Below are 23,693 nucleotides of genomic sequence, written 5' to 3' on the forward strand. Positions count from 1 at the left end.
ACTGCAGTTGCGAAGAAGATAGAAGCACTCGAGTACGTCAGCTGAATCCAGCTGAGCTGCAGTTGCTTCCAGAGAGTCAGCCGTCGAGCATGTCCGGGTGCCCGGGATCGAACCCGGCCAGCAGCGCTCGGAGTCCGTACTCGAAGGCATCCTCGGATCGCTCGCGCAGATCTCCCGCGGTGTCCAGTGCAGCTTTCAGTTCCGGCTCCACGTCGCGGCTGCTGCGCCACGGTGCCTCGGGAGCTGCCAGATCCAACGCCGAACCCAACACATAACTGTCGAGCACAGTGATGATGCGGAGCACGTCGGCGGGCGCGAAGCCGGCGTCTGTCAGCACCCGCGCCAACGTGTTGTACATCCCGAACGCAGCACTACTGTTCACGGCCTGAGCCGTCAGCAGTGGAATCAGCCGCGGGTAGCGTCCGTAGCTGTTTCGGTAGCCGCGCGCGATGCAGGCGAGCGCCTCACGCCACGGCACACCGACCTCCGGCATCGCCACCTCGGACATCGCCCGCCCCCGCAGCAACTCGATGATCTCGTCGCGTCCGGACACGTGGTTGTAGAGCGAGGACGGACTCACTTTCAGCTTCTTGGCCAGCTGAGGCATGGTGAATCCACCCGACTCTTCGACGAGAGTCAGAGCCGCCGTCGTGATGCGATCGAGGTCGAGCAGGGGTGCCGACGGTCGTCCCACAGCATTTCTCCCGTATCTGTTGCGTTCGAGGCAGACATCCACGATACTTAACGAATCGCATTCGTTTTAACAGGAGATCAGCATGCTGACACTCACCGCACTCACCGCACCCGAGGCCCTGACCCGCACCACCCCGACCGATCGGGCACCGCTCCGCGTCGGACTGGTGCAGCATCGCTGGAACCCCGATGCGGCGGCATTGAAAGCCGAACTACTCGAGGCAATCTCCGCAGCGGCGGACCTCGGGGCGAAGGTCGTCTTCCTGCCCGAGATCACCCTGTTGCGCTACCCCGCCGATACCCGCGCCGGAGCGAACCCGGGAGGTGAGGCCGAGGATCTGCTGACCGGGCCCACGTTCACCCTCGCCGCCGAGGCCGCAGCAGCGAACGGGATCGTGGTCCATGCCTCGCTGTACGAGAAGTCCGAAGCCGCAGACGGATTGGGGTTCAACACCGCCATCATGGTCTCTCCGACGGGCGAATTGCTGGCGCGAACCCGCAAGCTGCACATCCCCATCTCGGCCGGATACTACGAGGACACCTACTTCCGGGCCGGTCCGGCCGAGGACCCGTATCCCGTGTACTCCCCGGCGGAACTCGGCGGTGCCAGAGTGGGCCTGCCCACCTGCTGGGACGAGTGGTTCCCCGAGGTCGCGCGCAGTTACGCACTCGGCGGCGCGGAGATTCTCGCGTATCCGACGGCCATCGGGTCCGAGCCCTCGTTCCCGGCCTTCGACACCCAACCGCTGTGGCAGCACGTCATCGTCGGCCACGGCATCTCGAGCGGCCTGTTCATGGTGGTGCCCAACCGCTGCGGCAACGAAGGCGAGATCACCTTCTACGGTTCGTCGTTCATCTCCGATCCCTACGGCCGCATCCTGGTTCAGGCACCCCGAGACGAACCGGCCGTCCTCGTCGCGGATCTCGACCTCGATCAGCGTCGAGAATGGTTGGAGCTCTTCCCGTTCCTACTGACACGCAGACCCGACACGTACGGCCGCCTCACCGAGCCGGTGAACGCCGACGCACCGTACGGTGACGGACACGCTGCGACGCCGGTGATCAAATGACCACCACCGCAACGACGTTCACGATGCCGTCCGAAACCGCTCCGCAGGACAAGGTGTGGATGGCGTTCCCGTGCGAGGGTTACTCCCTCGGCGACGACCCGGAAGCCAAGCACGAGGCCCGCTCGACGTGGGCTGCCGTCGCACACGCTGTTGCCGAGTTCGAGCCGGTGACCGTCGTCGTCGATCCCACCGAACGCGCCGTCGCATCGACATACCTCTCGCGCGACATCGACATCGTCGAAGCACCGTTGAACGACGCCTGGATGCGCGACATCGGCCCGACATTCGTTCATGCACAGGACGGTTCGGTCGCCGCCGTCGACTGGGTCTTCAACGGCTGGGGTGCACAGGACTGGGCGCAGTGGGACAAGGACAGCCGCATCGGCGAGTTCGTGGCGAATCAGGCTGCAGTACCGCGCATCACGTCGTCGATGGTCAACGAGGGCGGCGGCATAGCGGTCGACGGCGCAGGCACGGTGCTGGTGACCGAGACCGTGCAACTCGATCCGGGCCGCAACCCCGGGTTGTCGAAAGCCGACGTCGAAGCGGAACTGGCACGAACCATCGGTGCGCAGCATGTCATTTGGCTGCCGCGCGGACTGACGCGCGATTCCATGCGTTTCGGTACCCGCGGACACGTCGACATCGTCGCGGCTATCCCGTCGCCGGGAACGGTGCTGGTGCATCGGCAACACGATCGGGCTCACCCCGACTACGAGGCCAGTTCCTTGATCGTCGACGCGCTACGTGCCACCCACAACGGCTCGGGCGAGGACTGGAACATCGTGGAGGTGCCGGCTCCGCGGACACTGCGTGATGCCGACGGCTTCGTCGACTACAGCTACATCAATCATCTGGTCGTCGACGGCGGCGTGATCGCCTGCAGTTACGACGACCCGTCCGACGCCGACGCGGCAGCGATCCTGCGGGAGGCGTACCCAGGCCGAGACGTGGTGACCGTGGACGCGAGGCCGCTGTTCGAGCGAGGCGGCGGGATCCACTGCATCACCCAGCACCAGCCTTCGCCGAAGAATCTCGACTGAAGGTTGCGTCCTACGAGCTGCGACGAACCTCGAGCTGCTGGCCGACGGCGACGGTGTGCGCTTCGGTCACGCAGTCCAAGCGTCCGTCGAGACGCAGTGAGACGTTGTATTCACCCTGCTTGAGGTTGAACGTGGTGATGGTGATGCTGGTGGCGTTCTCGTCCACGATCACGCGCTGACTCAGCGACAGCATCCCGTTGTGCAGAACTTCGCACATCTGCCCCGGAAGGACATTGTCGACGTGAACCGTAATGGTCTTCGGTCCGCCGAGAGCCTCGATGGTGGGCTGCGGCGTGCTCGATCCGACGAGTCTGAGGTAACTCTTGTCTCTGCGCACGGCCTCGACTTCCCTGTTAGCGTGCTCCACCCGAAAGTGAACGTCCGACGTGGTCTCGTTGGTGCTTCGTGGCGCGATGGAAGACGGATTGGTTTCACACGTCGTCATCGGCCTCGACCCGAGCCTCTCTTTACATCGGGGGCGAAACCGTCCGCGTTACGAACCCGCCTCCGACCAGCCCACCCACAGCCGCAAACATCCAGGGAATCTCGATGTCATCGGTCAGAACATACCTCTCGTACCGCGGATCTGCGAGCGGACTGTTCGAACCGATATCTTTACGTATCCTTGCACCCTGTATTACTGAGCGCTGCTGATTCGCGACGCGAGAATCAGTCCGTTTCCTCGAAGCCCTGTAGCTCGGCCTTCTCGGCGGCGAGCTCGGCGTCGTGCCGGCGACGCCGTCTGCGCTTGATTCCCACAGCGCCGGCGACGAGCCCCAGAGGTGCACCGATCGCGGCCCCGAACAACACCGGCCCGAAGCTCCCGCCACCGTAATGAATCAGTAGCCGAATACCAGCTCCGCCGAAGCTCAGGAAATACAGCACCAAGCCGACCATGAGCCGGGGGCGGCGCAATTCCTGCACTGTGTACATGTCGATTCCCCGAGCCCGGGCGTACCCGATGACCACATAGGCGACGGTGAGGAGCGCGACGATTATCCCGATCGCAATCCACGCCCCGGTGACACCCGCCACATAGGGCAGGATTGCCGCCGACACGAGTCCGATCCACAGCAGCGACTGGAATCCGACGGCCGAGGCCTCGTTCCAGGCGTCGCGTTGGAGTTCGTCTGCGTAGAACTCGTCGTCGAGGTCGCCGACGAATCGGGCTGCTCTGACGAATGCGCTCATGATTCTTCCTCTCCGAACAGTGTCTCCACTGTCGTATCGAGTGCGCGGGCCAATCGCAGCGCCAGGTAGACGCTCGGCGCATAGTCGCCGCCTTCGACGGAGACGATGCTCTGACGGCTCACCCCGCAGATGCTGCCGAGTTCGGCCTGGGTGATGCGTGCCAGTTTGCGATGTGCGCGAACGTTGTTCGTTCCGGACATACCCAAAAGTCAACTCTGCTTGTCATTTTTTGTCAAGCTTGCTTGTCATTTCGACGCTTTTACGTCCGCGTAACGCGGGAAACAGACTCGTCACCGCAGAAAATACCAACGCAATACTCGCCCTTTACTGTTCGCAATCGCGAATACAACTCCGTATACAAAACTTCCGAAAGGCCCGTAGATGCCTGCTGTCTCGAAGCGCATATCCGTCAAGCGCGTCATGGTCGTTCCCGCAGCGCTGGCTGCATTGAGCCTGGTCGCCACCGCGTGCGGAAGCAAGGCGAGCGACACCACCTCCGCCGATGGCGGCGGCGGTTCTGCCACCTCGTGTGTCGACACCTCCGGTGACACCATCAAGGTCGGCTCGCTCAACTCCCTGTCCGGCACCATGGCGATCAGCGAAGTGACGGTGCGTGATTCGATCGCACTGGCCGTCGAGCAGATCAACGCAGCGGGCGGCGTCAACGGCAAGCAGATCGAGGTCGTCGCCGAGGACGGCGCGTCGGAGCCGACCGTGTTCGCCGAGAAGGCCGAGAAGCTGATCAGCAGCGACTGTGTCGCAGCGGTATTCGGCGGCTGGACCTCGTCGAGCCGCAAGGCCATGCTGCCCGTGTTCGAGGACAACGACGCTCTCCTCTACTACCCCGTCCAGTACGAGGGACTGGAGGCGTCGGAGAACATCTTCTACACCGGCGCCACCACCAACCAGCAGATCATCCCGGCCCTCGACTACCTCAAGGAACAGGGCGTCACGTCGCTGTACCTCGTCGGTAGCGACTACGTCTTCCCGCAGACCGCCAACCGCGAGATCAAGGCCTACGCAGCCGCGAACGACATCGAGATCAAGGGCGAGGACTACACCCCACTCGGCTCGACGGACTTCTCCACCATCGTCAACAAGGTTCGCTCGGCCGACGCGGACGCGGTGTTCAACACTCTCAACGGAGATTCCAACGTCGCGTTCTTCCGCGAATACACCAACGCCGGCCTCAGAGCTGCTGACATGCCGGTCATCTCGGTCTCCATCGCCGAGGAGGAAGTCGCCGGCATCGGTGCGGCCAACATCGAGGGCCAGCTGACCGCCTGGAACTACTACCAGACCGTCGACACCCCGGAGAACAACAAGTTCGTCGCCGACTACAAGGCGAAGTACGGTGCCGACAAGCCCACCTCGGACCCCATGGAAGCCGCGTACACCTCGGTCTACCTGTGGAAGAACACCGTCGAGAAGGCCGATTCCTTTGCCGTGGCGGACGTTCAGGCCGCGGCCGACGGCGTCAGCTTCGCCGCTCCCGAGGGCGAGGTCGTCATCGACGGCGACAACCACCACATCTCCAAGACCGCCCGCATCGGTGAGATCCGCGCCGACGGACTGATCTACACGGTGTGGGAGTCCCCCGAGCCCATCGCACCCGACCCGTTCCTCGAGACCTACGACTGGGCCGCCGACCTCAACTGACCACCACCCATGTGAGTGGAACTTCGTAGCCTGCTACGAAGTTCCACTCACATGGCTCCGAAGGAGCCCTCCATGGACGTCGTGATCGGACAGTTGTTCACCGGCCTGTCGATCGGATCCATTCTTCTCCTCGCCGCCCTCGGGCTCTCACTGACGTTCGGTCAGATGGGCGTCATCAACATGGCGCACGGCGAGTTCATCATGGCCGGTTCGTACACGGCCTACGTGGTGCAGCAGATCGTCTCCACCGGCGGCGCATCACTGTTCATCTCTCTGGTCGTCGGCTTCCTCGTCGGCGGTGCCATGGGAGTGTTGTTGGAGGTCACGCTGATTCAGCGCATGTACCACCGGCCACTCGACACCCTGCTCGTCACGTTCGGCGTCGGGCTCATCCTGCAGCAGCTCGCTCGCGACATCTTCGGAGCACCCGCGGTCAACGTCGTCTCCCCGGGATGGCTCAGCGGCGGCGTCGACATCCTCGGTGCCGTGGTTCCCAAGACCAGAATCTTCATCCTCGTGCTCGCAATCGTCGCCGTCGTCGCACTGTCAGTGGCACTGAAGAAGACCGCGATGGGTCGACGCATCCGCGCGGTGGTGCAGAACCGCGATCTCGCGGAGACCTCGGGTATCTCGAGCCGTAGGACGGACATCTCGACGTTCTTCCTCGGCTCCGGTCTCGCCGGTGTCGCCGGCGTCGCGCTCACCCTGATCGGTTCCACCAGTTCCACTGTGGGGCAGAGCTATCTGATCGACGCCTTCCTGGTGGTCGTCGTCGGCGGCCTCGGCCAGATCAAGGGTGCGGTCATCGCGGCCTTCGCTCTCGGAATTCTCAACTCGTTCATCGAGTACAGCACCACGGCGTCGATCGCCAAGGTCATCGTGTTCGTGCTCATCGTGATCTTCCTGCAGGCCCGCCCGCAGGGCTTGTTCGCCGTCAAGACAAGGAGCCTGGTATGAGCGAGTTCATCGCCAAGCGCGGCGCTCTACTGGGATTCGCGCTCGCCGCGATTCTGTTGTTCGCCGTCGCTCCGGCCGTCCTCAGCGAGTTCCGGCTGAACCTGCTGGGCAAGTTCATCTGCTACGCCATCGTGGCTGTCGGAATCGGATTGGCCTGGGGGCGTGGCGGAATGCTCACCCTCGGTCAGGGTGTCTTCTTCGGTATCGGTGCCTACATCATGGCCATGCACCTGAAGATCTCCGACGCCGATCTGCGCGGCGACGACGTACCGGACTTCATGTCGATCGCCGGTATTCGCGAACTGCCCTCGTACTGGGTGCCGTTCACCTCGCCGATCACCACCGTCCTGGGCATTCTGTTCGTGCCCGCCCTGGTGGCACTGGTGCTCGGTCTCGGCGTGTTCAAGCGTCGGGTCAAGGGCGCGTACTTCGCGATCCTCAGCCAGGCACTCGCCGCCGCGTTCGCCATTCTGCTGATCGGTCAGCAGACCACGGGCGGCTCCAACGGGCTCAACAGGTTTCGCACGTTCTTCGGGTTCAACCTCAACGATCCCGCCAACAAGCAGATGCTCTTCTTCATCGCCGCAGGCGTACTGCTCGTCGTCGTCGCCATCACCCGCCAGCTGATGTACTCACGCTACGGCGAACTGCTGGTGGCGGTGCGAGATCAGGAGGAGCGTGTCCGGTTCCTCGGGTACGACCCCGCCAACGTCAAGATCGTGGCCTACGTGGCCGCGGCGTTCTTCGCGGGTCTCGCTGGCGCGCTGTTCGTTCCGATCGTCGGCATCATCTCCCCCAACGACGTCGGCATCGTCCCATCCATCGCGTTCCTCATCGGTGTCGCGATCGGCGGTCGAACCACGCTGCTCGGCCCGGTCCTCGGCGCGCTCGGCGTCGCCTGGGCTCAGACCACATTGTCCGAGCAGTTCCCGTCCGGCTGGACGTACGCGCAGGGTCTGCTGTTCGTGGTGGTCGTCGGGTTCTTCCCCGCCGGTATCGCGGGACTGTTCGCACTGCGCAAACGCAAGAAGGAATCCGAACCGGTCCCCGAGTCGAGCGAAGAGCCAGAGAAGGAACTGACGCGATGATTCATGTCGAAGGTCCGCATCCCACGTTCGGCGGCAACGCCGGCATGTCGAGTCAGTACCTCGAAGTACGAGACCTGACAGTCAGTTTCGACGGTTTCAAGGCCAACACCAACGTCGATCTGACGCTGATGCAGGGCGATCTCCGCTTCCTCATCGGGCCCAACGGCGCCGGCAAGACCACGCTGATCGACGCCATCACCGGCCTCGTCCCGGCCACCGGCTCGGTGACGAAGTCCGGCGTGGAACTGCTCGGCAAGAAGGTACATCAGATCGCCCGCCTCGGCATCGGCCGAACCTTCCAGACCGCCAGCATCTTCGAGAATTTGACGGTATTGCAGAACCTGGACATCGCCGCCGGTTCCGGTCGGTCCGTGCTGACGATGCTGCGACGTCGAGGATCGGTGCTCCCTCAGATCGAGGAGGCCCTCGAGACCATCGGTCTGACGGCCGAGCGCGACAAGCCCGCAGGAATTCTCGCGCACGGTCAGAAGCAGTGGCTCGAGATCGGAATGCTGTTGGTGCAGAACGCCGACGTGCTTCTGCTCGACGAGCCGGTCGCAGGCATGAGTCACGAGGAACGCGAGGAAACCGGGCAGCTACTGCAGCGCATCGGCGGTGAGCGGACGGTGGTGGTGGTCGAGCACGACATGGACTTCATGCGCATGTTCGCCACCTCGGTGACGGTGTTGGCCGCCGGTCGGGTCCTGGCCGAGGGCACGGTGGCCGAGGTGCAGGCAGATCCGAAGGTCCAAGAGGTCTATCTCGGTACCGCCGCTGCGGGCGAGGAACTCGACCAGATTGCAGAAGAAGGAGCCGATCATGCTTGAACTGGTGGATGTGCGTACCGGTTACGGGCGCAGCGAAGTGATTCACGGTGCGTCGCTGACGGTTCCCGCCGACGGTGTCGCGGCGGTGATGGGACACAACGGTGCAGGCAAGACCACTCTGCTGCGAGCAGCGGTCGGACTGCTCAAGGTCAACTCCGGCAAGGTCATGTTCGACGGCGAGGACGTCAGCGCGTTGCGTCCCAGCGCCCGCGTCGCCCGCGGACTCGCCTACGTGCCGCAGGGTCAGCAGTCGTTCGGCCAGTTGACCACGGCCGAGAATCTGCAGGTAGTCGCCGACGGTCGCAAGCGCGGCAAAGCGCTCGTCGACGAGGCACTCGATCTGTTTCCGGCGTTGAAGGAATTGCTCGGTCGCCGAGCGGGACTGCTCTCGGGTGGTCAACGCCAGCAGCTCGCGATCGCGCGGGCACTGATCACCGAACCGCGGATGTTGATCCTGGACGAGCCGACCGAGGGCATCCAGCCGTCGGTCGTCGCCGAGATCGAACGGACCGTCATCGAACTCACTCGACGCGGAGGACTGGGAGTGTTGTTGGTGGAGCAGCACATCGGCTTCGCCCTCGAGTCGGCGCAGAACTACTACATCCTCGAGGCCGGCCGCATCACGTCCACCGGCGTGGGCGGAACCGAGTCCGAGGCGGACGTCCGCGCAGCCATGGCAATCTGACCGGACACATCGTGCCGCGCAAGGACCTTCGCGAGAAGGTCTATTCGTCACTGCGCCGGGATCTGGTCTCCGGCGCCATCAGCTCCACGGAACGGCTCGGCGAGGAGCGTCTCGCCGAGCTGTACGGTGTCTCGCGTACACCGGTGCGCGAGGCACTGGCGCGGCTGCAGGCCGACGGCCTCGTCACCCGCGACGAAGCCGGGCTGCACGCCTATCGCCCCCGGATCGGCGACCTGCCCGACCTGTACGAGCTGCGCTCCACTCTCGAAGCCCGCGGCATCACTCGATCGATGTCGCACCCGGTCGATCGGTCGTCGCTGTCGAACCTGTTGGACACCTGGATCGGTCTGCGTGCCGACCCGCCCGGGACCACCGACGATCTGGTGTCCCTGGACGAGAACTTCCACGTCACCTTGTTGGCTGCCTCGGGCAACCCGGCTCTGACCGAGGCACTGTGCACCGTGAACGCCAAGGTGCGACCGGTTCGGATACTCGGCGGACTCGACGCCGCAGCCGTCGTCTCGGCCATCGATCAACACATCGACATCGTCGAGCGCGTTCTCGCCGGGGCGCTGGACTCGGCTTTGGAACTGCTACTGGCACACATCGATTCCTCGCGGGACCGAGTGGTCGAGCGGGCCGAGCAAGCCGCGGCGCTGGCGGGCGCGGTTCGGATGTGAGTCGGTCTACTCCGAGAGAATCCGATCGATGTCGTCGAGCACGGTCTGCCCGCCCATGGGCCCGACGCCGGTGATCCAGTACGACAGGTCCACCGCGTGCGGATTCGGTAGTACCGCGGCGTTGGCGGTGATCGACGCCGGAATCGCTGCGGGGTCCGACGGGTCGGAGGCGGTGACGACGATCAGATCAGCGGCCGCCTCGGCCGCCAGCTCGGGCGAGAGGTCGACCGAGATCTCGTCGGCCCATTCCGGCCTCGGCGGGGTGGTGAAGCCTGCGCACTCGAGGGTGCTTCCGGCGAACGACGTCGGCCCGTACAGGGTCAGTTCGCCTGCGCGGGGGCGAATCAACTGTGCGGTCTTTCCAGCGGTGTCGTGCTTCTCGGCGATCTCGGCACACCGATTTTCGTAGGCGGTGAGCAGGTCCTCCGCTGTGTCCTCCTTGCCGAGGGTGCGTCCGACGAACCGGACGTTCTCGCGCCACGGATCGGACTGGGATGCCATGAACACCGTCGGAGCAATGGCGGCGAGTTGGTCGTAGTACTCGGCGTGCCGAGTCTCCGTTCCCAGGATGAGATCCGGTTGCAGGGCCGCGATGTCCTCGATGGTCGGTTCGGCAACCGTACCGACGGTCGCGATGTCCGCGGCCTCCGCTCCGAGGTACGACGGCACGCCACTGTCCTCGCTGAGCACCGCGGTCCCGACGGGCACGACGCCGAGAGCGACGGTGGTGTCGAGCTCGACCGGCTCGAGGGTGACGACGCGCAGCGGGGTCTCGGGAACGTCGACCGTTCCCCGGACCGTCTCGATCGATCGCGTCGCGCTGCCTGCACTGTCGGAGGTGGTGTCGGTGGACGAACACGCCGTCGCAGCCACACCGAGAACGGCGATGGTGAGCGCGAGGGCCGTGATGCGGGCATGGGACTTTGTCAAGGGTCCTCCGAAGGAAAGTTGTGCAGAATCATAAAGAGGGTAGCCTATCCTTCTACTTCCCGGTGACGCCCGGCCGGGCAGTCGGTACGGTGTGGCTGTGACCACACCACGCATTCCGTCCGGTACCGCCAAAACTCTCGGACCCATCAACTGGGTTATCTGCAAGGTGATCGCCAAAGGCACGGGGGTGCCGAATCCCCACCTGTTCACCACCCTCGGGCGCACCGGCGGTCTCTACCGAGCATGGCTGTTCTACAGCGGCCATCTGATGCCGGGCGGCAAGATCTCCCGCAAGGAAACCGAGATGGTGATCCTGCGCGTGGCGCACCTGCGCGATTCCGCGTACGAGATGGACCATCACATCCGGCTGGGCAAGCGGGCGGGCATCGACCGGGATCTGCTCGGGCTGATCAAGACCGGACCCGACGCACCGGGACTGTCGACGCGGTATCGCACCATTCTGACCGCAGTCGACGAACTCATCGCCACCAAGATTCTCTCCGACGCGACCTGGAACGAACTCGCCACCCAGTTCGACGAACGGCGACTCATCGAATTCGTCCTGCTGGTCACCCAATACGACGGCCTGGCAACCACTCTCGCGACCCTGCGGGTCGAACGGGATTACGGCGACCGCCCACCGCGCCCGTGAGCGAGTCCGCCGAGACCGCGCTGCACCGAGCGCTCGCCATGATCGAGCCGGCGACGCTGCGCGAGCTGGCGCGCAGCGACGGCGGCTACGTCGAACTGCTGCCGGACGTGCCCGCACCGAACCCGTCGCCTGCCAGTATCGCGATGAACAACCGGGTGGTCGCAGCCATCTACGAAAGACTATGGCGTCCGTTCGGGGTGTCCATGATGGGCATCGCCGGCATGTCGATGGCAGCCGAGCGCGCCAAAGCCGTCGTCGACCTGAGGTTGCACGGCTCCCAGCGCGTACTCGACGTCGCCTGCGGCCCCGGCAACTTCACCAGGTTTCTCTCCGAGGCTCTCACCGACGACGGCCTCGCCGTCGGGTTCGACATATCCGAGGCGATGATCGCCCGCGCCGTGGCGGACAATCGAGGACCGCGCGCGGCGTACGTACGCGGTGACGCCGCCCACCTGCCGTATTCGGACGACGCTTTCGATGCCGTATGCTGCTACGCCGCACTGTATCTCGTTCCGAAGCCCATGACAGTGCTGGACGAATTGATTCGCGTGGTCCGCCCGGGTGGACGCATCGCGATCATGACCAGCTGCGAGCCTCGTCCGGCCCCGCTGGGCACCGTCGTCGGCTTCGGCACCGGCCTCGCGGGCGTGCGGATGTTTCCGAAGAACCTGTTCGTCGACGTGTTCGAAGCGTCGGGACTGACCGAGATTCAGCAGGACGTCCGGGGACTGGCCCAGTTCGTCAGTGCCACGAAACAGTAACGGGCAGAAACGAACCTACGGGCCGGTACTGCTGTTCTTCGCCAGTTTCCTACCGGCCGCCGAGCCGAGCCGGTTGAGCGGGGCGAGCAGGTCCTGGTACCGCGGACCGACCACGCGCGGAATCAGATCGAACGCTCGGGCGTCGGGGCCGATCAGAACACGAGGCCTGTTCCTTTCCACTCCCGCGAGGATCACCTTGGCGGCCCTCGTCGGTGTGGTGAGCGCAATCTGCTGGAAGCGACGCGAGGCCTCGTCAGGAGTCCCGAGATCGTCCATTCCGCGGGCGTTGGCCACGATGTTGGTCTTGATCCCACCGGGGTGCACGCACGTGACTCCTACAGGATGGCGAGCGACCTTCATTTCCTGACGCAACGCCTCGGTGAAGCCGCGGACGGCGAATTTCGCGGAGTTGTACGCACTCTGACCGGGGATACCCATCAGGCCGAACACGCTCGAGACATTGACGAGATGACCTTCGCCTGAGTCGATCAACGCAGGCAGAAAAGCTTTGGTGCCGTTGGCAACACCCCAGAAGTCGATGTTCATGACCCACTCGAAGTCGTCCCAGGTCATGTCCACCACATCGGCGCCCAGTGCCACGCCGGCATTGTTCGCAACGAAGTTGACGCGTCCGAATTCGCCGATGACGGCGTCGGCATGCGAGTAGACCGCAGACCGGTCCGATACGTCCAGCTGGTACGGAACCGTGCGGGCTCCGATCTTCTCGCACAGAACCACGGTCTCTCCGAGCCCTTCTCCGTCGATATCGGACAGTGCAAGCTGCGCTCCACGGTTCGCCAGATTCAGTGCGAGGGCTCGGCCGATTCCCGAACCCGCGCCGGATACGACGGCCACTTTGTTCTCGAAATTCTTCACTTGCGCACTTCTTCCGCGTTCTGTTTGTCGATTCCGACTCCGGTCAATCTCCACAGCGCCGCGGTGAGGGTGCCGTCGAGCATCCCGGCCGAATCCAGGAAGGCGACGGTGTTCGCCGCGTCCCGCCGCCTTATCTCCACTCGGCGACGCCTCGACGCGAATGCTCCTCGGGCAGGACTGATTCCGATGGATCGGTACACCTCGAACGACACTCCGAGACGGAGAATCACGTTGGCCAGCAGAGCGAGCAGCACACGGTTGTACGCGCGAGCCACCGCATTCGAGTTGGTCTGCGCAGCAACCACTTCCGATCGAGCGGACGCAAAACGATCGGCGCTCCCGAGCCCATGGATCTTCACGGCCTGTCGAACGTGGGGTTCGATACCGGGGTCGGTCACCGCACCGGCCATCGACCGAGCGAAGGTCTCCTCGACCAACAGGATGGACGCGTGCGATGCTGCGCCCAGCGGTAGAAAGCCCAACAGCTTGACGGCCGTGGCCGTCCCCCGTGGCGGCTTGTAGGGCGGGACTTCCGTTGCGCGAACCAGCCGTCCGAAGGTGATCGTGGTCCGCGAACCGCCTGCGACCTCGTCGAGAGCATTGCGAGAATCGGTACTGTTGAGCCCCTCCTCCGCTACCCGCCTGAGCTGGTTACCGATCAGCATGGCCGACAGATACGACACCGTGCTCCATCTGCTCACTGCCTCGTGCAGTGCCAAGGTACGCCGATCCTGCTCGGCCAACCTGCCCCACAGGCGGGTCCCGTACAACGTCACCGAGTCTCGCGGCAACGCCGACGCTTCACTCTCCCAGGGTGATTCCCAGTCGATGTCGACATGCGGATCGTACTGGACCGCCGACGAGCGTCGGCTCATGCGAGATCGTCCGGCATGGCGCGGGTCATCTTCCACAGGCGGCGGGTCACCACACCGTCGCACATACCGGCGTCGGCGAAGAATCGGATCATCGGTTCGGAGAAGAACTGCATGTTGGTCTTGTAGGTGGGACTCGCCATTGCGGTGACGATCCCGCGAATGGGGTTGATGCCGACGGATCTGTACACGCGCGGATTGACGAGTGCGATGTACGTGAAGTTGGCGATCGTCGCAAGGATGACGCGGTGGACCGCACGATTCACCCGATTGGTCGATTGCATCGCGCGCACCATTTCTTCACGGGCATAGGTGATGTGACGCGATTCCTCGATCACGTGGATGCGCATCATCTGGCGCAGGTGCGGCTGCATTTCGGGATCGTTCTGCGCTTCTCGCTGCGCCCGATCGAGGACCTCCTCGATGAGAAGAGTCCCGCCGTACGTGGCCGGTCCGAGAGGAAGAAACTGACCGATCTTCGCAATGACGAGTCCCACTCTGGGCAGCAGGTAGGGCTTCAGGCCCGCCTTCTCGATCAATTTTCCGAACATGATCGAGTGGCGCGATTCCTCGCCGACCTCGGCTATCGAGTACATCGAATGATCGGAGAACGTGCCCCTCCCGAACACCCGAAGCAAGTTTGCACTGAGAAAACCCTCGGCATAGATGCCGAACGAGAGAATGCTGACGATCTCGTGTCGACCCAGTTCGCGGCGCTGTTCTTCGGAGAGCTTGTCCCACAACTTGGTTCGATAGAGCGAAACCCGATGCTCGGGCATCCACCGCATGCCGTCGACCACCGGAGCGTCCCAATCGATGTCGACCTCGCCGTCGTAGAACTTGTCGGCCGTCGACTTCAGCAGCCGCCGGGCCGTCTTCTCGCGCGGGCCGACCGCCCGCGCCCGCGTAGCCGACAGGTCCTCGGTCACCAGCGCAGCGCGCCTCGACGTCCCCCCGTCACTGTTCCGTTCACCGACAACTGCACGCTTCACAACCGAACCCCTCGCGATCGACGACTCCGCCGAGACTCCGTCTATCCGAAACTCACGGTAGCCAGTACCGGCGGTAGTAGGTAATGTGACAAAGTGTGGTTCAGGTCACCGGACGTGTCAACCCAGAAGATGGACGGCGCAAGCCACAGTGCAAGAGGATCGATGCGCGCACCGAACGCTGGCGTGAGCATCGACTCGCGGTGCGACGAGAGTTCGTCGCGGCCGCTCTGGTCGCCATCGATACGCACGGACCGAGCGTCAGCATGGGCGATATCGCAAAGGCTGCAGGCACCGCCAAACCCAAGCTGTATCGGCATTTCGCCGACCGGTCCGATCTCTATGCTGAGATAGTCCAGCACGTTCAGGAAATGCTGTTGGCGAGCATCATGACCACGGCGGATCTGTTCGCGGACTCGGTGGCCGAACTCATCGATCACAGCGCTGCCGGATACGCGGCAGTGGTCGCAGACCATCCCAATCTGTTCCGGTTCCTCGTCCACGGCCACTTTCTGGCCCGCACTGTCGGCCGAAAGTCGCAGACGTCTTCGTCGGACCCGGCCTTGGAGTCGGCCCGTGCTGCAACCGACACCGTGGCGCGCGTTCTGGCCGACGCTGTGCAGGGACCAGGAGTGAACAGGGCGACGGTGGAGTTGATCTCGTACTCGGCCTTCGGCGCTGTAGCGACTGCCACGGACTGGTGGCTCGGAAGCTCGGACGACCATGAATCCGCTATGAACATCGACGCATTCACCGCGCATCTGGCGGCCATAGTGCGAGGGCTCGTCGAGTCCTCGAGCGCGCTCCTCGGCATCCGCATCGAGTTCGACCGGCCCATTCATCTCGCGTTCGTTCGCGACCAGGAGGAGTGAACCTGTGAGTGATCTATCCGGCAAGCCCGATTTCCGCGGACCGGCAACTCTGACTTTCGAGGCCCCTCCTGCCGAGTTCGAGGTGCAGGTAGATCTGCGCGGACACTCCCAACCCATCGACGGGATCTTCCGCTGGTACGGCCGCGTCCGGCCACACGAGGCACTGCAGAGTTTCATGGCGGCTGCCGGCAGCCGCCGCGAAGGCAGGCTGAGCACCGACAGCGGTGATGTGCCGGTCCTGGTGAGCGACGTGGACTTCTGGGGCCGATACCGCCTGCAAGGCACCGGGATGCCGCCGTATCCGCTCGTACCCGAGGAAGACCCGGACAGTGAGTCCGACGACGTTGTCGCGCCTTCCCCCGAGGACCAGGCCCTCCACCGCGCCGCAGAGCTACTCGAACCCGAATTTCGTACGGCTGCGGTCACCACCGACGGCTATGTGGAACTGCTGGGCGGTACTCCTGCCCCGTCACCGACGGCTGCGAGTCGCGCCATGAACAACCCTCTGGTGGCCTCGATCTACGAAAGGCTCTGGCGTCCTGCGGGTGTCGCCATGATGGGAGTAGGCGGCATCTCGATGTCCGCCGAACGCGACAAGGCCGTCGACGACCTACGGCTGTCCGGAGACATGAAGGTACTGGACGTGGCAGCGGGACCGGGAAACTTCACCAGGTACCTCTCCGACCACCTGAGCGGTGATGGCATCACCATCGGGTTCGACATCTCCGAGCAGATGATCAGGCGCGCCGTTCGCGACAACCGCGGCCCCCACGCCGCCTACATGCGCGGTGATGCGCAGTCACTTCCGTTTGCCGACAACACATTCGACGCCGTCTGCTGCTTCGCTGCCCTGTACCTGATACCGAATCCATTGACCGTCGTCGACGAACTCGTCCGAGTTCTCCGACCGGGCGGTCGAATCGCGATCATGTCCAGCTACGGCCGCAACGCCGCTCCGGTCAAATCGGTGCTGGGGGCGGTGTCGGGACGCATCGGGGTCCGCATGTTCGACAAGAATCAGTTCACGTCGATCTTCGAGCAGTGCGGCATGACGGAGATCGAGCAGGAAGTACGCGGCCTGGCGCAGTTCGTCAGCGCCACCAACGCTCACTGACGAAGTCTCAGGTCTTGGGTCCGTAGTCGCTGACGATCCACTGCCCGTCCTGATCGGTGACCGTCACCAGCAGAAGATTGGGCACCTTCCCCGGGTCGGGTTGCTGCACGTTCTGCGTCGTCTGTTGAGCGAACACCGCCACCTTGTACTCACCACCGGACTCGGAATCGATTGCTGCCGAAAGGACCTCGCCGGTCGCCACCACCTGCGACTCGTTCATGATCGCCGTCAGCGCCTCGCGGACCCCGTCGTACCTGTCCTGCAGGGACTGCGACGCCCCCTGGTCGACACCCTGGAAGAAGGCGTCGAGGTTGCGGTAGTCGTAGGTCAACGACCGCGCGGTGTACTCGGTCGCCGTGTTCACCGCCATCTGCCGGTCCTGTTCCTGTTCACGCTCGGCAGCCAGATCGCCTGCTGCAGAATGCCACAGCACGCCGAAGACCACCGCAAGCACCACACCCGGTACTGCTGCAGCGACCACCGGCCACCGAATCCGGTGCCGTCTGGAGCCCTCGGGCACTGTTGCTGCCTTGTCCTCGGGCACTGGTGTTTTCGCCTCGGCTGCGTCTGTCTCGACCATGAGGGGGTAGCTCCAATCAGTTCGGAATTTCTACGGAGAGTTTCGCCGGCCCGCCGGGAGGAAAGACGGTCTGCAGTACGTCGACGATGGACCCGGCGTCGACCCGCATCGGTTTGATGGGTGCGGTATACGGCTTGAGAAGCGTTGCGATCAAAGCAAGATCGGGGGACAGAGGCGTCAGGTACTGATCGATCTTCGGGGTGATCTGCCCGAGTGGATCGTCCCAGACATCCGCGCCGACGTACGAGTACTCGTTGAAGCCCTCGAGCAAGTTGGCCACCCCGTCGCGCGTCGCGCCGACCCACGGCGCCGCGTCGGTCATGACCGGGCCGTATCCGTACGCATTGCGACCCGCCTGCTGAGCATTGTCGTACAGTCGACGAATTTCGCCGCTCTTGTCTCGCACTGTGGCTGCCAGGAATCGAAATGCCTCCACCAGACGGTCGACGTCGCCGTCACGCCCGTCGACAGCGGCCGATGCTGTCTCCGTCAGACCTTTCAGTGCGTTCGTATCGAGTTGCGAGGCAAGGGCATCGCCCAGGCCCAGCGCCTCACTGACGGTGACCGATGCTCGAACCTGCTCGCTCCCGAGCGCGTCTCCGTCCGTGAGGTACGGACCTCCGGCGCTTCGAGGGCGAAGATCGAGATACTGCTCGCCTGCGGCAGAGAGGTTCGCCACGACCACCTCGGAATCTGCAGGGATGCGATGGTCTGCATCGAGACCGAGAGTGACGTCCAACCCGCCCGGCACCACGGTGATCGATTCGACCCGACCGACCTGGATCCCGCGTGAGGTGACCTGCGAGGTGTCCATCAGTCCGCCGGAGGACTCCATCCGAACCACGACATGGTTCGTCGTTCGAGTCGGATCGATGTCGAGTACGCCGACGGTCAGGTATCCGACGCTGACGACCGTCATCACCACGAGTGCGACGAGCGAGAACAGTGTGCCCGGCTTCATCGGACAATTCCTATCCCGCGCAGGATCCCGATCATGTCGTCCGCGCGCGCACTCGGCCCTCCGTCTGCAGACACCGACCGCACTGCGATGTTCGGCGTCGACTCGAAGTACGGAATCAAGCGCTCCCTGAGCAGGGTATTGGCCTTGTCCACGTTCATCGGCACCGACGAGTCGGCATTCGCGATGGTGATCAACGCCGGCGCGATGATGTCCACAGCATCCTTCAGCTCCGGATACGGGCCGGACAGTACGTCCCCGACGTGCTGTGACATGTACCCCAGGCTGAAGATCATGTGGACGACGCTGAACAGAACCTCGGACAACCCTCCCGAACGTCTCGGGCCGAGCTCGAGGACACGCTCGACTCCATCACGTTGTGTCACAACAGTATTCGAGATACTCTCCGCGGCACCGAGTATCCGATCGATTTCCCCGGTGTTGTCGCCGATATCGGTGAGCGCGGCCCTCGCTGCGAGGTTGATCTTGTCGACCTCGGCCTGATCGGGAGGAATCGCGGCATTGACGTTGTTCACCGCTTCCTGCAATTGGACGTAATGGCCGCCGGTCACGAGGTTCGACAGTCCGCGCAGCACGTCCTCGACATTGTCGGCCGGAACAGTTCGCTCCACGGGAATGACGTCACCGTCACGAAGGTAGGGCCCGCCGGTGCCCGATGCCGAGCTCGATCCCGCGCCGGAGGAATCGGCCGGTGGCTGCAGCGAGATGTAGATCTCGCCCAGAATCGACGACTGTCGAAGTTCGGCGACGGTATCGGCGGGTAGCCGAACATCGGCGGACAGGTCCACCGTCGCCACGGCGGTCGAACCCACCAGCTCGACGGTGTCGAGAACGCCCGCGTCGACGCCCTCGACGATGACCTTCGCCTTCTCCGGAAGATTGAGCACGCTCGCGAATTCGATTCGCAGAGAATACTTGTCGCCGGCGACATAGCTACCGGGTATCGGAAGGTCGGCCGGATCGATGCTGCACGCCGACAGCAACGCAACACAGCACAGGCCGGTGAGCGCGCGCCTCATCGCCAACCCGCCGAACCGAGGATCAGCTGCACCAATCCGACATCGATGACGTCGCCTCGTTGCTGGTCCGCCGAGCACGTCGGTCTGTACTTGTTGAGCAGAGCGCAGACCTCGTTGGGAGAGTTGGTATCGATCTCGAATTGCGGCGGGTGATAGATCACGCGCCCGCTCTTGGAATCGTTGTCGTACATCGTCATCAAGTTCTCGCCTATGGTCGGCACCTGTTCGAGGATGTCCTTGATATCGCCCACCCGCCCGAGCAGTACATCGACCACCGGCACCACCTGGTCGAGAAATCCGTAGATCTTGTCGTCGTACTTCGCGACGTTGCGCGCCAGTGGCGGAATGAACTCGGTGGTCAAAGCGACTGTGGTCCCGAAGGCTTGGGTGAACTCCGACAGCGTGATCATTCCCCGCTTCAGATTGTCGAGCAGCTTCGCCACCTCGGGCCAGCTCACCACGAACGTGTCGATCAGACCGTCGAGGTTGTCGATCAGTCGACGCACGGTGGTATCCCGGTCGGCCGGATCGCCGACCAGCTGGGCCAATTGTCGAAGACTCTCGTTGAGCTGGGTGCCGGAGCCACGCAGCGAACCGTCGACCGAACGCAATGTGTCGCCCAGGATCTGCTCGTGGTTACCCTCGGCGTCCGCCGGACCGAGCAGGTCCGACGCCAGCCCCGACACGGCGTCGAGCGTGTCGCTGATCCCCAGCGGTGTTCTGGTGCGTTCCAACGGAATACAGCTCGCCCGATCGAACTCCGGGCCATCGATGTATGGCTGCGTGAATTCCACATGGCGGTCGGTGACGATCGAACTCGACAGTGTCACTGCCCCCACCCCCGCGGGCAACCGGAGGCCACCGTCGACATCCATCGTGACCAGCACCGCGGTGTCGGTGTTCTCGATGTGCGTCACCGTTCCGACGACCACGCCGAGCATCATGACCGAATTACCCTCGTACAAACCGACCGTGTCGGTGAACTCGGCACACATCGAGGAAGTGCCCGAGCCGGTATCGATGACAGCGGTCGCGGACGCGACCGAGCCGACGAGCGTGACGACGACTGCCGCCGCCACGGCGATCCGTACCGATCTGCGGTTCATCAGCACACCCTCCCCGGCAACGGAATACACACACCGACGCCGACGACCGTGTCCTGCGACTGATCGACGACGGGACCTTCACCACCGCCGATCAGGGCGGACAGGCCGTCCGCGCTTTCCTTCATGGTCGTGATCGCCCCGTCGACATCACCCAGCTGAGCGAAGAGCTTCTGCGTGATCTCTTCGAGCTGGACGATCGACGGCTCCAGCCCCTTCTCGAATGCGACCACGGGGCGGTGGAACAGCTCGAAGAGTCTTCCGAGGAGGTCGAAGGCACTGACGACCTCTGCGCGCTTGTCGCCGAATCCTTTGGTCAGGGTGCCGAGCTCACGTACGAGTTCGGTGAGCATGACACGATCGGCGGCCAACGCACCGACGTACTCGTCCGACACCACGAGCCCGCGTTCGAGTTGGTCGGTGCGGGTGGCGATCACGTCGGTGAGCGAGCTCAGATTGTCCACGATGGCACGCGTCGACTGTGGCTGCGTACCGACTGCCCGGTCCAACTCGGCGACCGTCTGTCGCAACGTCGGACCGTCGATATCGCGGACCAACGGTGTTACCTGTTGGATCGCGTCGGACAGTTCGTAGGGAAGTTCGACCCGTTCCGGTGGGATCGGTGCCGACCCGAGCTCGTCGTCACCGTGCGAGGTGAGCATCACGTAGTGACCCCCGATGGGAGTCAGCAACTTCACTGTCAGGGTCGAGGCATCACCCACGAAAACGTCGGAGTCGACGCTGAATTGGACGTCGACATGTGCACCTGCCAGCTGAACCGAGCGCACCGAACCGACCGAGATACCGGCGATCCTGATGTCGTCGCCCGGCTTCACGCCGGCCGCGGAGCCGAACTCCGCGGTGTACGTCCGCTCGCCGAGCGGGATCGTGTACAGCGCAGCCGCGACGAGAACGAGCACCACGGCGAACGCGACACCGACCGCACCCCAGAACACATGCGTCTTGTTCTCCGACTGCTCGTCGCGAACGCCCTTGCGAACCACGCGTGTCATTTGCACACCACCAAATTTTGTCCGCCGAGCACTATCTGTCCGATGCCCGGAATGTCCTGTCGGCCTTGACTGCAGGAGTAGGTCTGGGCACCCGGATCGGGAATGCTCGCGTTGAGCCCGGTCAGCAGTGACGGGGTGAGCGCGAGCAACTCGGTCACCTGATCGGTCTGCGGCAGTAGCCGTCGCAGTGCTCCGTCGACCGGTGCATAGCTGTTGTCGTACGCATCTTGCAGGCTCTCCAGCAAGCCGACCAGTGGTCCGAGTCCGTAGTTCGCCTGATCCAGCGACGCCAGCACGCCGTCCATCTGGGTGCTCAACCTCGATACCAGACCGTGCAGCTCTTCGAGGAGATCGGCGACCGCCGCCGACTGTCCGCCGATCGAGTCCGAGATCTGGCCGAGATTGTCGATCAGCAGTCCGATGATCGACTCTCGCTGAACGGCGAACTGGGTGATGCGATCCACGTCCCGCAGTACCGGAGCGAGTCCGGAACCGTCACCCTGCACCATACGGAGGATGTTCTCGGTGAACTGATTGAGCTGGGCGGTGTCGAGGGTGTCGAAGATCGGTTCGAAACCGTTGAACAGCGTGGAGATGTCGAACGATGGAATCGAGTACTCGAGCGGAATCGTCTCGCCGGACGCCAGCGGAGCACCGGTGGCCGCATCCTTCTGGATCAGCTCGACATATCGCTGCCCCAGGAGATTCTGATAGCGGACAGCAGCCTGTGTGTTGGCGAAGATCGGTCGCCGGCCTTCTATCTCGAATCCGACTCGGGCAATGGCTCCGTCGAGTTCGACCGACGAGACCTTGCCGATCTGCACCCCGGACATGCGCACGTCGTCACCGACGTACAACCCGGACACATCGTCGAACTCCGCGCCGTAGGACGACAACGGTCCGCTGACCGGGGTACGAAGTGCGGCCACGATGATCACGGCACATACCGCGGTCACCGTGAAGAAGGCGAGCAGTTTGACGGCCGGGCCCGCTACCTTCTTCATCGGTTCGCGTCCTCGTGTGCGGCAACGGCTCCGGCCAGATTGGGCATGGTCTCGACGATCAGGTCGAGTTGCAACTGGGGCTTCCCGTCGACGACGGGGAAAGCGTCGGAGATGCCGTCGAGCACTTGCGGAACCCGGTTGTAGCTGGGCGCGAACGTGCCGATCGACGCCGTGATGGGCACCAACAGATCCAGTACGGTCGACAGCAGCGGCGTCAGGTCCGGATTGTTCTTCTTCAGCAGATCGCCCACCGGAACCAGCAACTGATCGCTGAGGCCGTCGTTGGCCGCGATGGTCCTCGCCCTGTCGGCGGGTGCCTCCACGTAGGCGCTCTTGTCCACCACTCCCACCACCAGATCGAGCAGGGGCGGAATCAGATTGCCGATTCCCTCACCCAGCTCGGCACCACGATGCAGCTTCCAGGCCAACGGATCGATCTGATTGTTCGCCATCATCTGTGCGGTGTCGAAGAACGGCTTCAGATTTCGGCTCACCTCTACCGACGTGTTCGCCAAGAGATCCAGCAGGTTCTGTACCTGCTCGGTGTCGAGAACCTCAGTGAGGTCGGCGACTCGTCGGAACACTCCGGTCACCGTTGCGCCCCGCAGGTCTCCCGACACTTCGAGAGTCGAGTTGTCGGCGAGTCGATTGCCCGTCCCATCCGATAGCAATTCGATTGCCGTGGAACCGAATACGTTCGAGGACGAGAACTGGGCCTGCATGGTGTCGGTGAGCTCGCCGGCCTGACTCGGATCGATCTCGAGTTCGAGTCTTTGATGGCCGAAGCCGACGGTCTCGATGTGGTCCACGGTGCCGATCGACAGACCACGGAACTTCACCTCCGACCCGGGGGTCAGCCCGTCCCCGACCGACGCCGCATCGAGCGTCAACTCGAAGGGTGACTCGAAGGCCCCGCGTGCATACGCGGTGAGGCCGCCGGCCACTACGGCCATGGCCACGGCGACCGCCAGCCCGCGCACACGGAGCGCGGCGGGACCGGCCGATCGACCCGTCAGATCGTCGAACACTGCCATCT

27 protein-coding genes are annotated in these 23,693 nt (G+C 63.8%); 12 read left to right on the forward strand and 15 right to left on the reverse strand.

What is annotated here, in order from left to right; all coding sequences use genetic code 11:
• Positions 1-76: 76 nt before the first annotated feature.
• Positions 77-694 carry a TetR/AcrR family transcriptional regulator C-terminal domain-containing protein gene (locus AB0366_RS05795; protein WP_366243067.1) on the reverse strand — a complete coding sequence of 206 codons (618 nt, stop codon included), beginning with the start codon at positions 692-694 and terminating at the stop codon, positions 77-79.
• A gap of 82 nt (positions 695-776) precedes the next feature.
• Between AB0366_RS05795 and AB0366_RS05800 the strand changes: the two genes are divergently transcribed.
• Together AB0366_RS05800 and AB0366_RS05805 are read left to right on the forward strand one after the other, a co-directional pair.
• Positions 777-1,763 carry a nitrilase-related carbon-nitrogen hydrolase gene (locus tag AB0366_RS05800; protein WP_366243068.1) on the forward strand — a complete coding sequence of 329 codons (987 nt, stop codon included), beginning with the start codon at positions 777-779 and terminating at the stop codon, positions 1,761-1,763.
• A complete protein-coding gene (locus tag AB0366_RS05805) occupies positions 1,760-2,806 on the forward strand; it encodes an agmatine deiminase family protein (RefSeq protein WP_366243069.1) in 1,047 nt (348 codons plus the stop codon). Before AB0366_RS05800 ends, AB0366_RS05805 begins: the two co-directional genes overlap by 4 nt.
• A 10-nt stretch (positions 2,807-2,816) precedes the next feature.
• On the opposite strand, the gene AB0366_RS05810 is transcribed toward AB0366_RS05805, so the two are convergent.
• The 3 genes from AB0366_RS05810 to AB0366_RS05820 all read right to left on the reverse strand — a co-directional run bounded on the left by AB0366_RS05810 (position 2,817) and on the right by AB0366_RS05820 (position 4,197).
• Positions 2,817-3,143, reverse strand: a complete 327-nt coding sequence (locus tag AB0366_RS05810) for a hypothetical protein (protein ID WP_366243070.1) — start codon at positions 3,141-3,143, stop codon at positions 2,817-2,819.
• A 332-nt stretch (positions 3,144-3,475) separates the two neighbouring features.
• Entirely contained in the window at positions 3,476-3,997 is a 522-nt protein-coding gene (locus tag AB0366_RS05815; RefSeq protein ID WP_366243071.1) for a hypothetical protein, read from the reverse strand.
• On the reverse strand, positions 3,994-4,197 hold the full coding sequence (locus tag AB0366_RS05820; protein ID WP_094613988.1) for a helix-turn-helix transcriptional regulator: 204 nt from the start codon (positions 4,195-4,197) through the stop codon (positions 3,994-3,996). Before AB0366_RS05820 ends, AB0366_RS05815 begins: the two co-directional genes overlap by 4 nt.
• A 181-nt stretch (positions 4,198-4,378) precedes the next feature.
• Here AB0366_RS05820 and urtA point away from each other — a divergent pair, with 181 nt between their 5' ends.
• The 6 genes from urtA (at position 4,379) to AB0366_RS05850 (ending at position 9,893) form a co-directional block, all read left to right on the forward strand.
• Positions 4,379-5,656: an urea ABC transporter substrate-binding protein gene (urtA, locus tag AB0366_RS05825; RefSeq protein ID WP_366243072.1), complete on the forward strand. Its 1,278-nt coding sequence runs from the start codon at positions 4,379-4,381 to the stop codon at positions 5,654-5,656.
• 72 nt (positions 5,657-5,728) lie between these two features.
• The gene (urtB, locus tag AB0366_RS05830) at positions 5,729-6,613 is read left to right on the forward strand and encodes an urea ABC transporter permease subunit UrtB (RefSeq protein ID WP_094680787.1); all 885 of its coding nucleotides are present in this window, start codon (positions 5,729-5,731) and stop codon (positions 6,611-6,613) included.
• The gene (gene urtC, locus AB0366_RS05835) at positions 6,610-7,701 is read left to right on the forward strand and encodes an urea ABC transporter permease subunit UrtC (protein ID WP_121873517.1); all 1,092 of its coding nucleotides are present in this window, start codon (positions 6,610-6,612) and stop codon (positions 7,699-7,701) included. Before urtB ends, urtC begins: the two co-directional genes overlap by 4 nt.
• Positions 7,698-8,528 (forward strand): urea ABC transporter ATP-binding protein UrtD, encoded by an 831-nt coding sequence (urtD, locus tag AB0366_RS05840; RefSeq protein ID WP_121873518.1) that lies wholly within the window; start codon positions 7,698-7,700, stop codon positions 8,526-8,528. The genes urtC and urtD overlap by 4 nt, the downstream gene beginning before the upstream one ends.
• Entirely contained in the window at positions 8,521-9,213 is a 693-nt protein-coding gene (gene urtE, locus AB0366_RS05845; RefSeq protein ID WP_094613983.1) for an urea ABC transporter ATP-binding subunit UrtE, read from the forward strand. Before urtD ends, urtE begins: the two co-directional genes overlap by 8 nt.
• 11 nt (positions 9,214-9,224) lie before the next feature.
• Complete coding sequence (locus AB0366_RS05850; protein WP_121873519.1) at positions 9,225-9,893, forward strand: GntR family transcriptional regulator; 669 nt, start codon at positions 9,225-9,227, stop codon at positions 9,891-9,893.
• A gap of 6 nt (positions 9,894-9,899) precedes the next feature.
• Here the strand turns inward: AB0366_RS05850 and AB0366_RS05855 are convergent, their stop codons facing one another.
• Positions 9,900-10,823 (reverse strand): iron-siderophore ABC transporter substrate-binding protein, encoded by a 924-nt coding sequence (locus AB0366_RS05855; RefSeq protein ID WP_366243073.1) that lies wholly within the window; start codon positions 10,821-10,823, stop codon positions 9,900-9,902.
• Positions 10,824-10,914: 91 nt separating this feature from the next.
• Here AB0366_RS05855 and AB0366_RS05860 point away from each other — a divergent pair, with 91 nt between their 5' ends.
• Positions 10,915-11,475 carry a carboxymuconolactone decarboxylase family protein gene (locus tag AB0366_RS05860; protein ID WP_366243074.1) on the forward strand — a complete coding sequence of 187 codons (561 nt, stop codon included), beginning with the start codon at positions 10,915-10,917 and terminating at the stop codon, positions 11,473-11,475.
• Positions 11,472-12,236 (forward strand): methyltransferase domain-containing protein, encoded by a 765-nt coding sequence (locus AB0366_RS05865; RefSeq protein ID WP_366243075.1) that lies wholly within the window; start codon positions 11,472-11,474, stop codon positions 12,234-12,236. Before AB0366_RS05860 ends, AB0366_RS05865 begins: the two co-directional genes overlap by 4 nt.
• A 15-nt stretch (positions 12,237-12,251) precedes the next feature.
• On the opposite strand, the gene AB0366_RS05870 is transcribed toward AB0366_RS05865, so the two are convergent.
• From AB0366_RS05870 to AB0366_RS05880, 3 genes are read right to left on the reverse strand one after another with little or no spacing between them, the layout of a single operon-like run.
• A complete protein-coding gene (locus tag AB0366_RS05870) occupies positions 12,252-13,112 on the reverse strand; it encodes an SDR family NAD(P)-dependent oxidoreductase (protein WP_347871175.1) in 861 nt (286 codons plus the stop codon).
• On the reverse strand, positions 13,109-13,987 hold the full coding sequence (locus AB0366_RS05875; protein ID WP_347871176.1) for a diiron oxygenase: 879 nt from the start codon (positions 13,985-13,987) through the stop codon (positions 13,109-13,111). The genes AB0366_RS05870 and AB0366_RS05875 overlap by 4 nt, the downstream gene beginning before the upstream one ends.
• Positions 13,984-14,916, reverse strand: a complete 933-nt coding sequence (locus AB0366_RS05880; RefSeq protein ID WP_347871179.1) for a diiron oxygenase — start codon at positions 14,914-14,916, stop codon at positions 13,984-13,986. Before AB0366_RS05880 ends, AB0366_RS05875 begins: the two co-directional genes overlap by 4 nt.
• A gap of 155 nt (positions 14,917-15,071) precedes the next feature.
• On the opposite strand from AB0366_RS05880, the gene AB0366_RS05885 reads away from it, so the two are divergent.
• Both AB0366_RS05885 and AB0366_RS05890 read left to right on the forward strand, forming a co-directional pair.
• Complete coding sequence (locus AB0366_RS05885) at positions 15,072-15,845, forward strand: TetR/AcrR family transcriptional regulator (protein WP_347871177.1); 774 nt, start codon at positions 15,072-15,074, stop codon at positions 15,843-15,845.
• A gap of 4 nt (positions 15,846-15,849) precedes the next feature.
• Positions 15,850-16,959 carry a DUF4873 domain-containing protein gene (locus tag AB0366_RS05890; protein WP_366243076.1) on the forward strand — a complete coding sequence of 370 codons (1,110 nt, stop codon included), beginning with the start codon at positions 15,850-15,852 and terminating at the stop codon, positions 16,957-16,959.
• A 7-nt stretch (positions 16,960-16,966) separates the two neighbouring features.
• On the opposite strand, the gene AB0366_RS05895 is transcribed toward AB0366_RS05890, so the two are convergent.
• The 7 genes from AB0366_RS05895 to AB0366_RS05925 are packed head-to-tail and all read right to left on the reverse strand — an operon-like array spanning position 16,967 to position 23,691.
• A complete protein-coding gene (locus tag AB0366_RS05895) occupies positions 16,967-17,539 on the reverse strand; it encodes a hypothetical protein (protein ID WP_128646359.1) in 573 nt (190 codons plus the stop codon).
• 16 nt (positions 17,540-17,555) lie between these two features.
• A complete protein-coding gene (locus tag AB0366_RS05900) occupies positions 17,556-18,500 on the reverse strand; it encodes an MlaD family protein (RefSeq protein ID WP_366243077.1) in 945 nt (314 codons plus the stop codon).
• On the reverse strand, positions 18,497-19,537 hold the full coding sequence (locus AB0366_RS05905) for an MlaD family protein (RefSeq protein WP_366243078.1): 1,041 nt from the start codon (positions 19,535-19,537) through the stop codon (positions 18,497-18,499). Before AB0366_RS05905 ends, AB0366_RS05900 begins: the two co-directional genes overlap by 4 nt.
• The gene (locus tag AB0366_RS05910; protein ID WP_366243079.1) at positions 19,534-20,643 is read right to left on the reverse strand and encodes an MCE family protein; all 1,110 of its coding nucleotides are present in this window, start codon (positions 20,641-20,643) and stop codon (positions 19,534-19,536) included. The genes AB0366_RS05905 and AB0366_RS05910 overlap by 4 nt, the downstream gene beginning before the upstream one ends.
• Positions 20,643-21,653, reverse strand: a complete 1,011-nt coding sequence (locus AB0366_RS05915) for an MlaD family protein (RefSeq protein WP_366243080.1) — start codon at positions 21,651-21,653, stop codon at positions 20,643-20,645. The genes AB0366_RS05910 and AB0366_RS05915 overlap by 1 nt, the downstream gene beginning before the upstream one ends.
• On the reverse strand, positions 21,650-22,657 hold the full coding sequence (locus AB0366_RS05920) for an MCE family protein (RefSeq protein ID WP_366243081.1): 1,008 nt from the start codon (positions 22,655-22,657) through the stop codon (positions 21,650-21,652). Before AB0366_RS05920 ends, AB0366_RS05915 begins: the two co-directional genes overlap by 4 nt.
• The gene (locus AB0366_RS05925) at positions 22,654-23,691 is read right to left on the reverse strand and encodes an MlaD family protein (RefSeq protein WP_366243082.1); all 1,038 of its coding nucleotides are present in this window, start codon (positions 23,689-23,691) and stop codon (positions 22,654-22,656) included. The genes AB0366_RS05920 and AB0366_RS05925 overlap by 4 nt, the downstream gene beginning before the upstream one ends.
• Positions 23,692-23,693 lie beyond the last annotated feature (2 nt).

The sequence above is a fragment of the Rhodococcus sp. NPDC076796 genome (genome assembly GCF_040702765.1).
Classification (GTDB): Bacteria; Actinomycetota; Actinomycetes; order Mycobacteriales; family Mycobacteriaceae; genus Rhodococcoides.

What these genes read in the sequence shown, in the direction of transcription:
- AB0366_RS05800 (WP_366243068.1), top strand. Translation starts at nt 777, where the DNA reads ATGCTGACACTCACCGCACTCACCGCACCCGAGGCCCTGACCCGCACC.
- AB0366_RS05805 (WP_366243069.1), top strand. Translation starts at nt 1,760, where the DNA reads ATGACCACCACCGCAACGACGTTCACGATGCCGTCCGAAACCGCTCCG.
- AB0366_RS05815 (WP_366243071.1), bottom strand. Translation starts at nt 3,997, where the DNA reads ATGAGCGCATTCGTCAGAGCAGCCCGATTCGTCGGCGACCTCGACGAC.
- AB0366_RS05820 (WP_094613988.1), bottom strand. Translation starts at nt 4,197, where the DNA reads ATGTCCGGAACGAACAACGTTCGCGCACATCGCAAACTGGCACGCATC.
- urtA (WP_366243072.1), top strand. Translation starts at nt 4,379, where the DNA reads ATGCCTGCTGTCTCGAAGCGCATATCCGTCAAGCGCGTCATGGTCGTT.
- urtB (WP_094680787.1), top strand. Translation starts at nt 5,729, where the DNA reads ATGGACGTCGTGATCGGACAGTTGTTCACCGGCCTGTCGATCGGATCC.
- urtC (WP_121873517.1), top strand. Translation starts at nt 6,610, where the DNA reads ATGAGCGAGTTCATCGCCAAGCGCGGCGCTCTACTGGGATTCGCGCTC.
- urtD (WP_121873518.1), top strand. Translation starts at nt 7,698, where the DNA reads ATGATTCATGTCGAAGGTCCGCATCCCACGTTCGGCGGCAACGCCGGC.
- urtE (WP_094613983.1), top strand. Translation starts at nt 8,521, where the DNA reads ATGCTTGAACTGGTGGATGTGCGTACCGGTTACGGGCGCAGCGAAGTG.
- AB0366_RS05875 (WP_347871176.1), bottom strand. Translation starts at nt 13,987, where the DNA reads ATGAGCCGACGCTCGTCGGCGGTCCAGTACGATCCGCATGTCGACATC.
- AB0366_RS05895 (WP_128646359.1), bottom strand. Translation starts at nt 17,539, where the DNA reads ATGGTCGAGACAGACGCAGCCGAGGCGAAAACACCAGTGCCCGAGGAC.
- AB0366_RS05900 (WP_366243077.1), bottom strand. Translation starts at nt 18,500, where the DNA reads ATGAAGCCGGGCACACTGTTCTCGCTCGTCGCACTCGTGGTGATGACG.
- AB0366_RS05905 (WP_366243078.1), bottom strand. Translation starts at nt 19,537, where the DNA reads ATGAGGCGCGCGCTCACCGGCCTGTGCTGTGTTGCGTTGCTGTCGGCG.
- AB0366_RS05910 (WP_366243079.1), bottom strand. Translation starts at nt 20,643, where the DNA reads ATGAACCGCAGATCGGTACGGATCGCCGTGGCGGCGGCAGTCGTCGTC.
- AB0366_RS05915 (WP_366243080.1), bottom strand. Translation starts at nt 21,653, where the DNA reads ATGACACGCGTGGTTCGCAAGGGCGTTCGCGACGAGCAGTCGGAGAAC.
- AB0366_RS05920 (WP_366243081.1), bottom strand. Translation starts at nt 22,657, where the DNA reads ATGAAGAAGGTAGCGGGCCCGGCCGTCAAACTGCTCGCCTTCTTCACG.
- AB0366_RS05925 (WP_366243082.1), bottom strand. Translation starts at nt 23,691, where the DNA reads ATGGCAGTGTTCGACGATCTGACGGGTCGATCGGCCGGTCCCGCCGCG.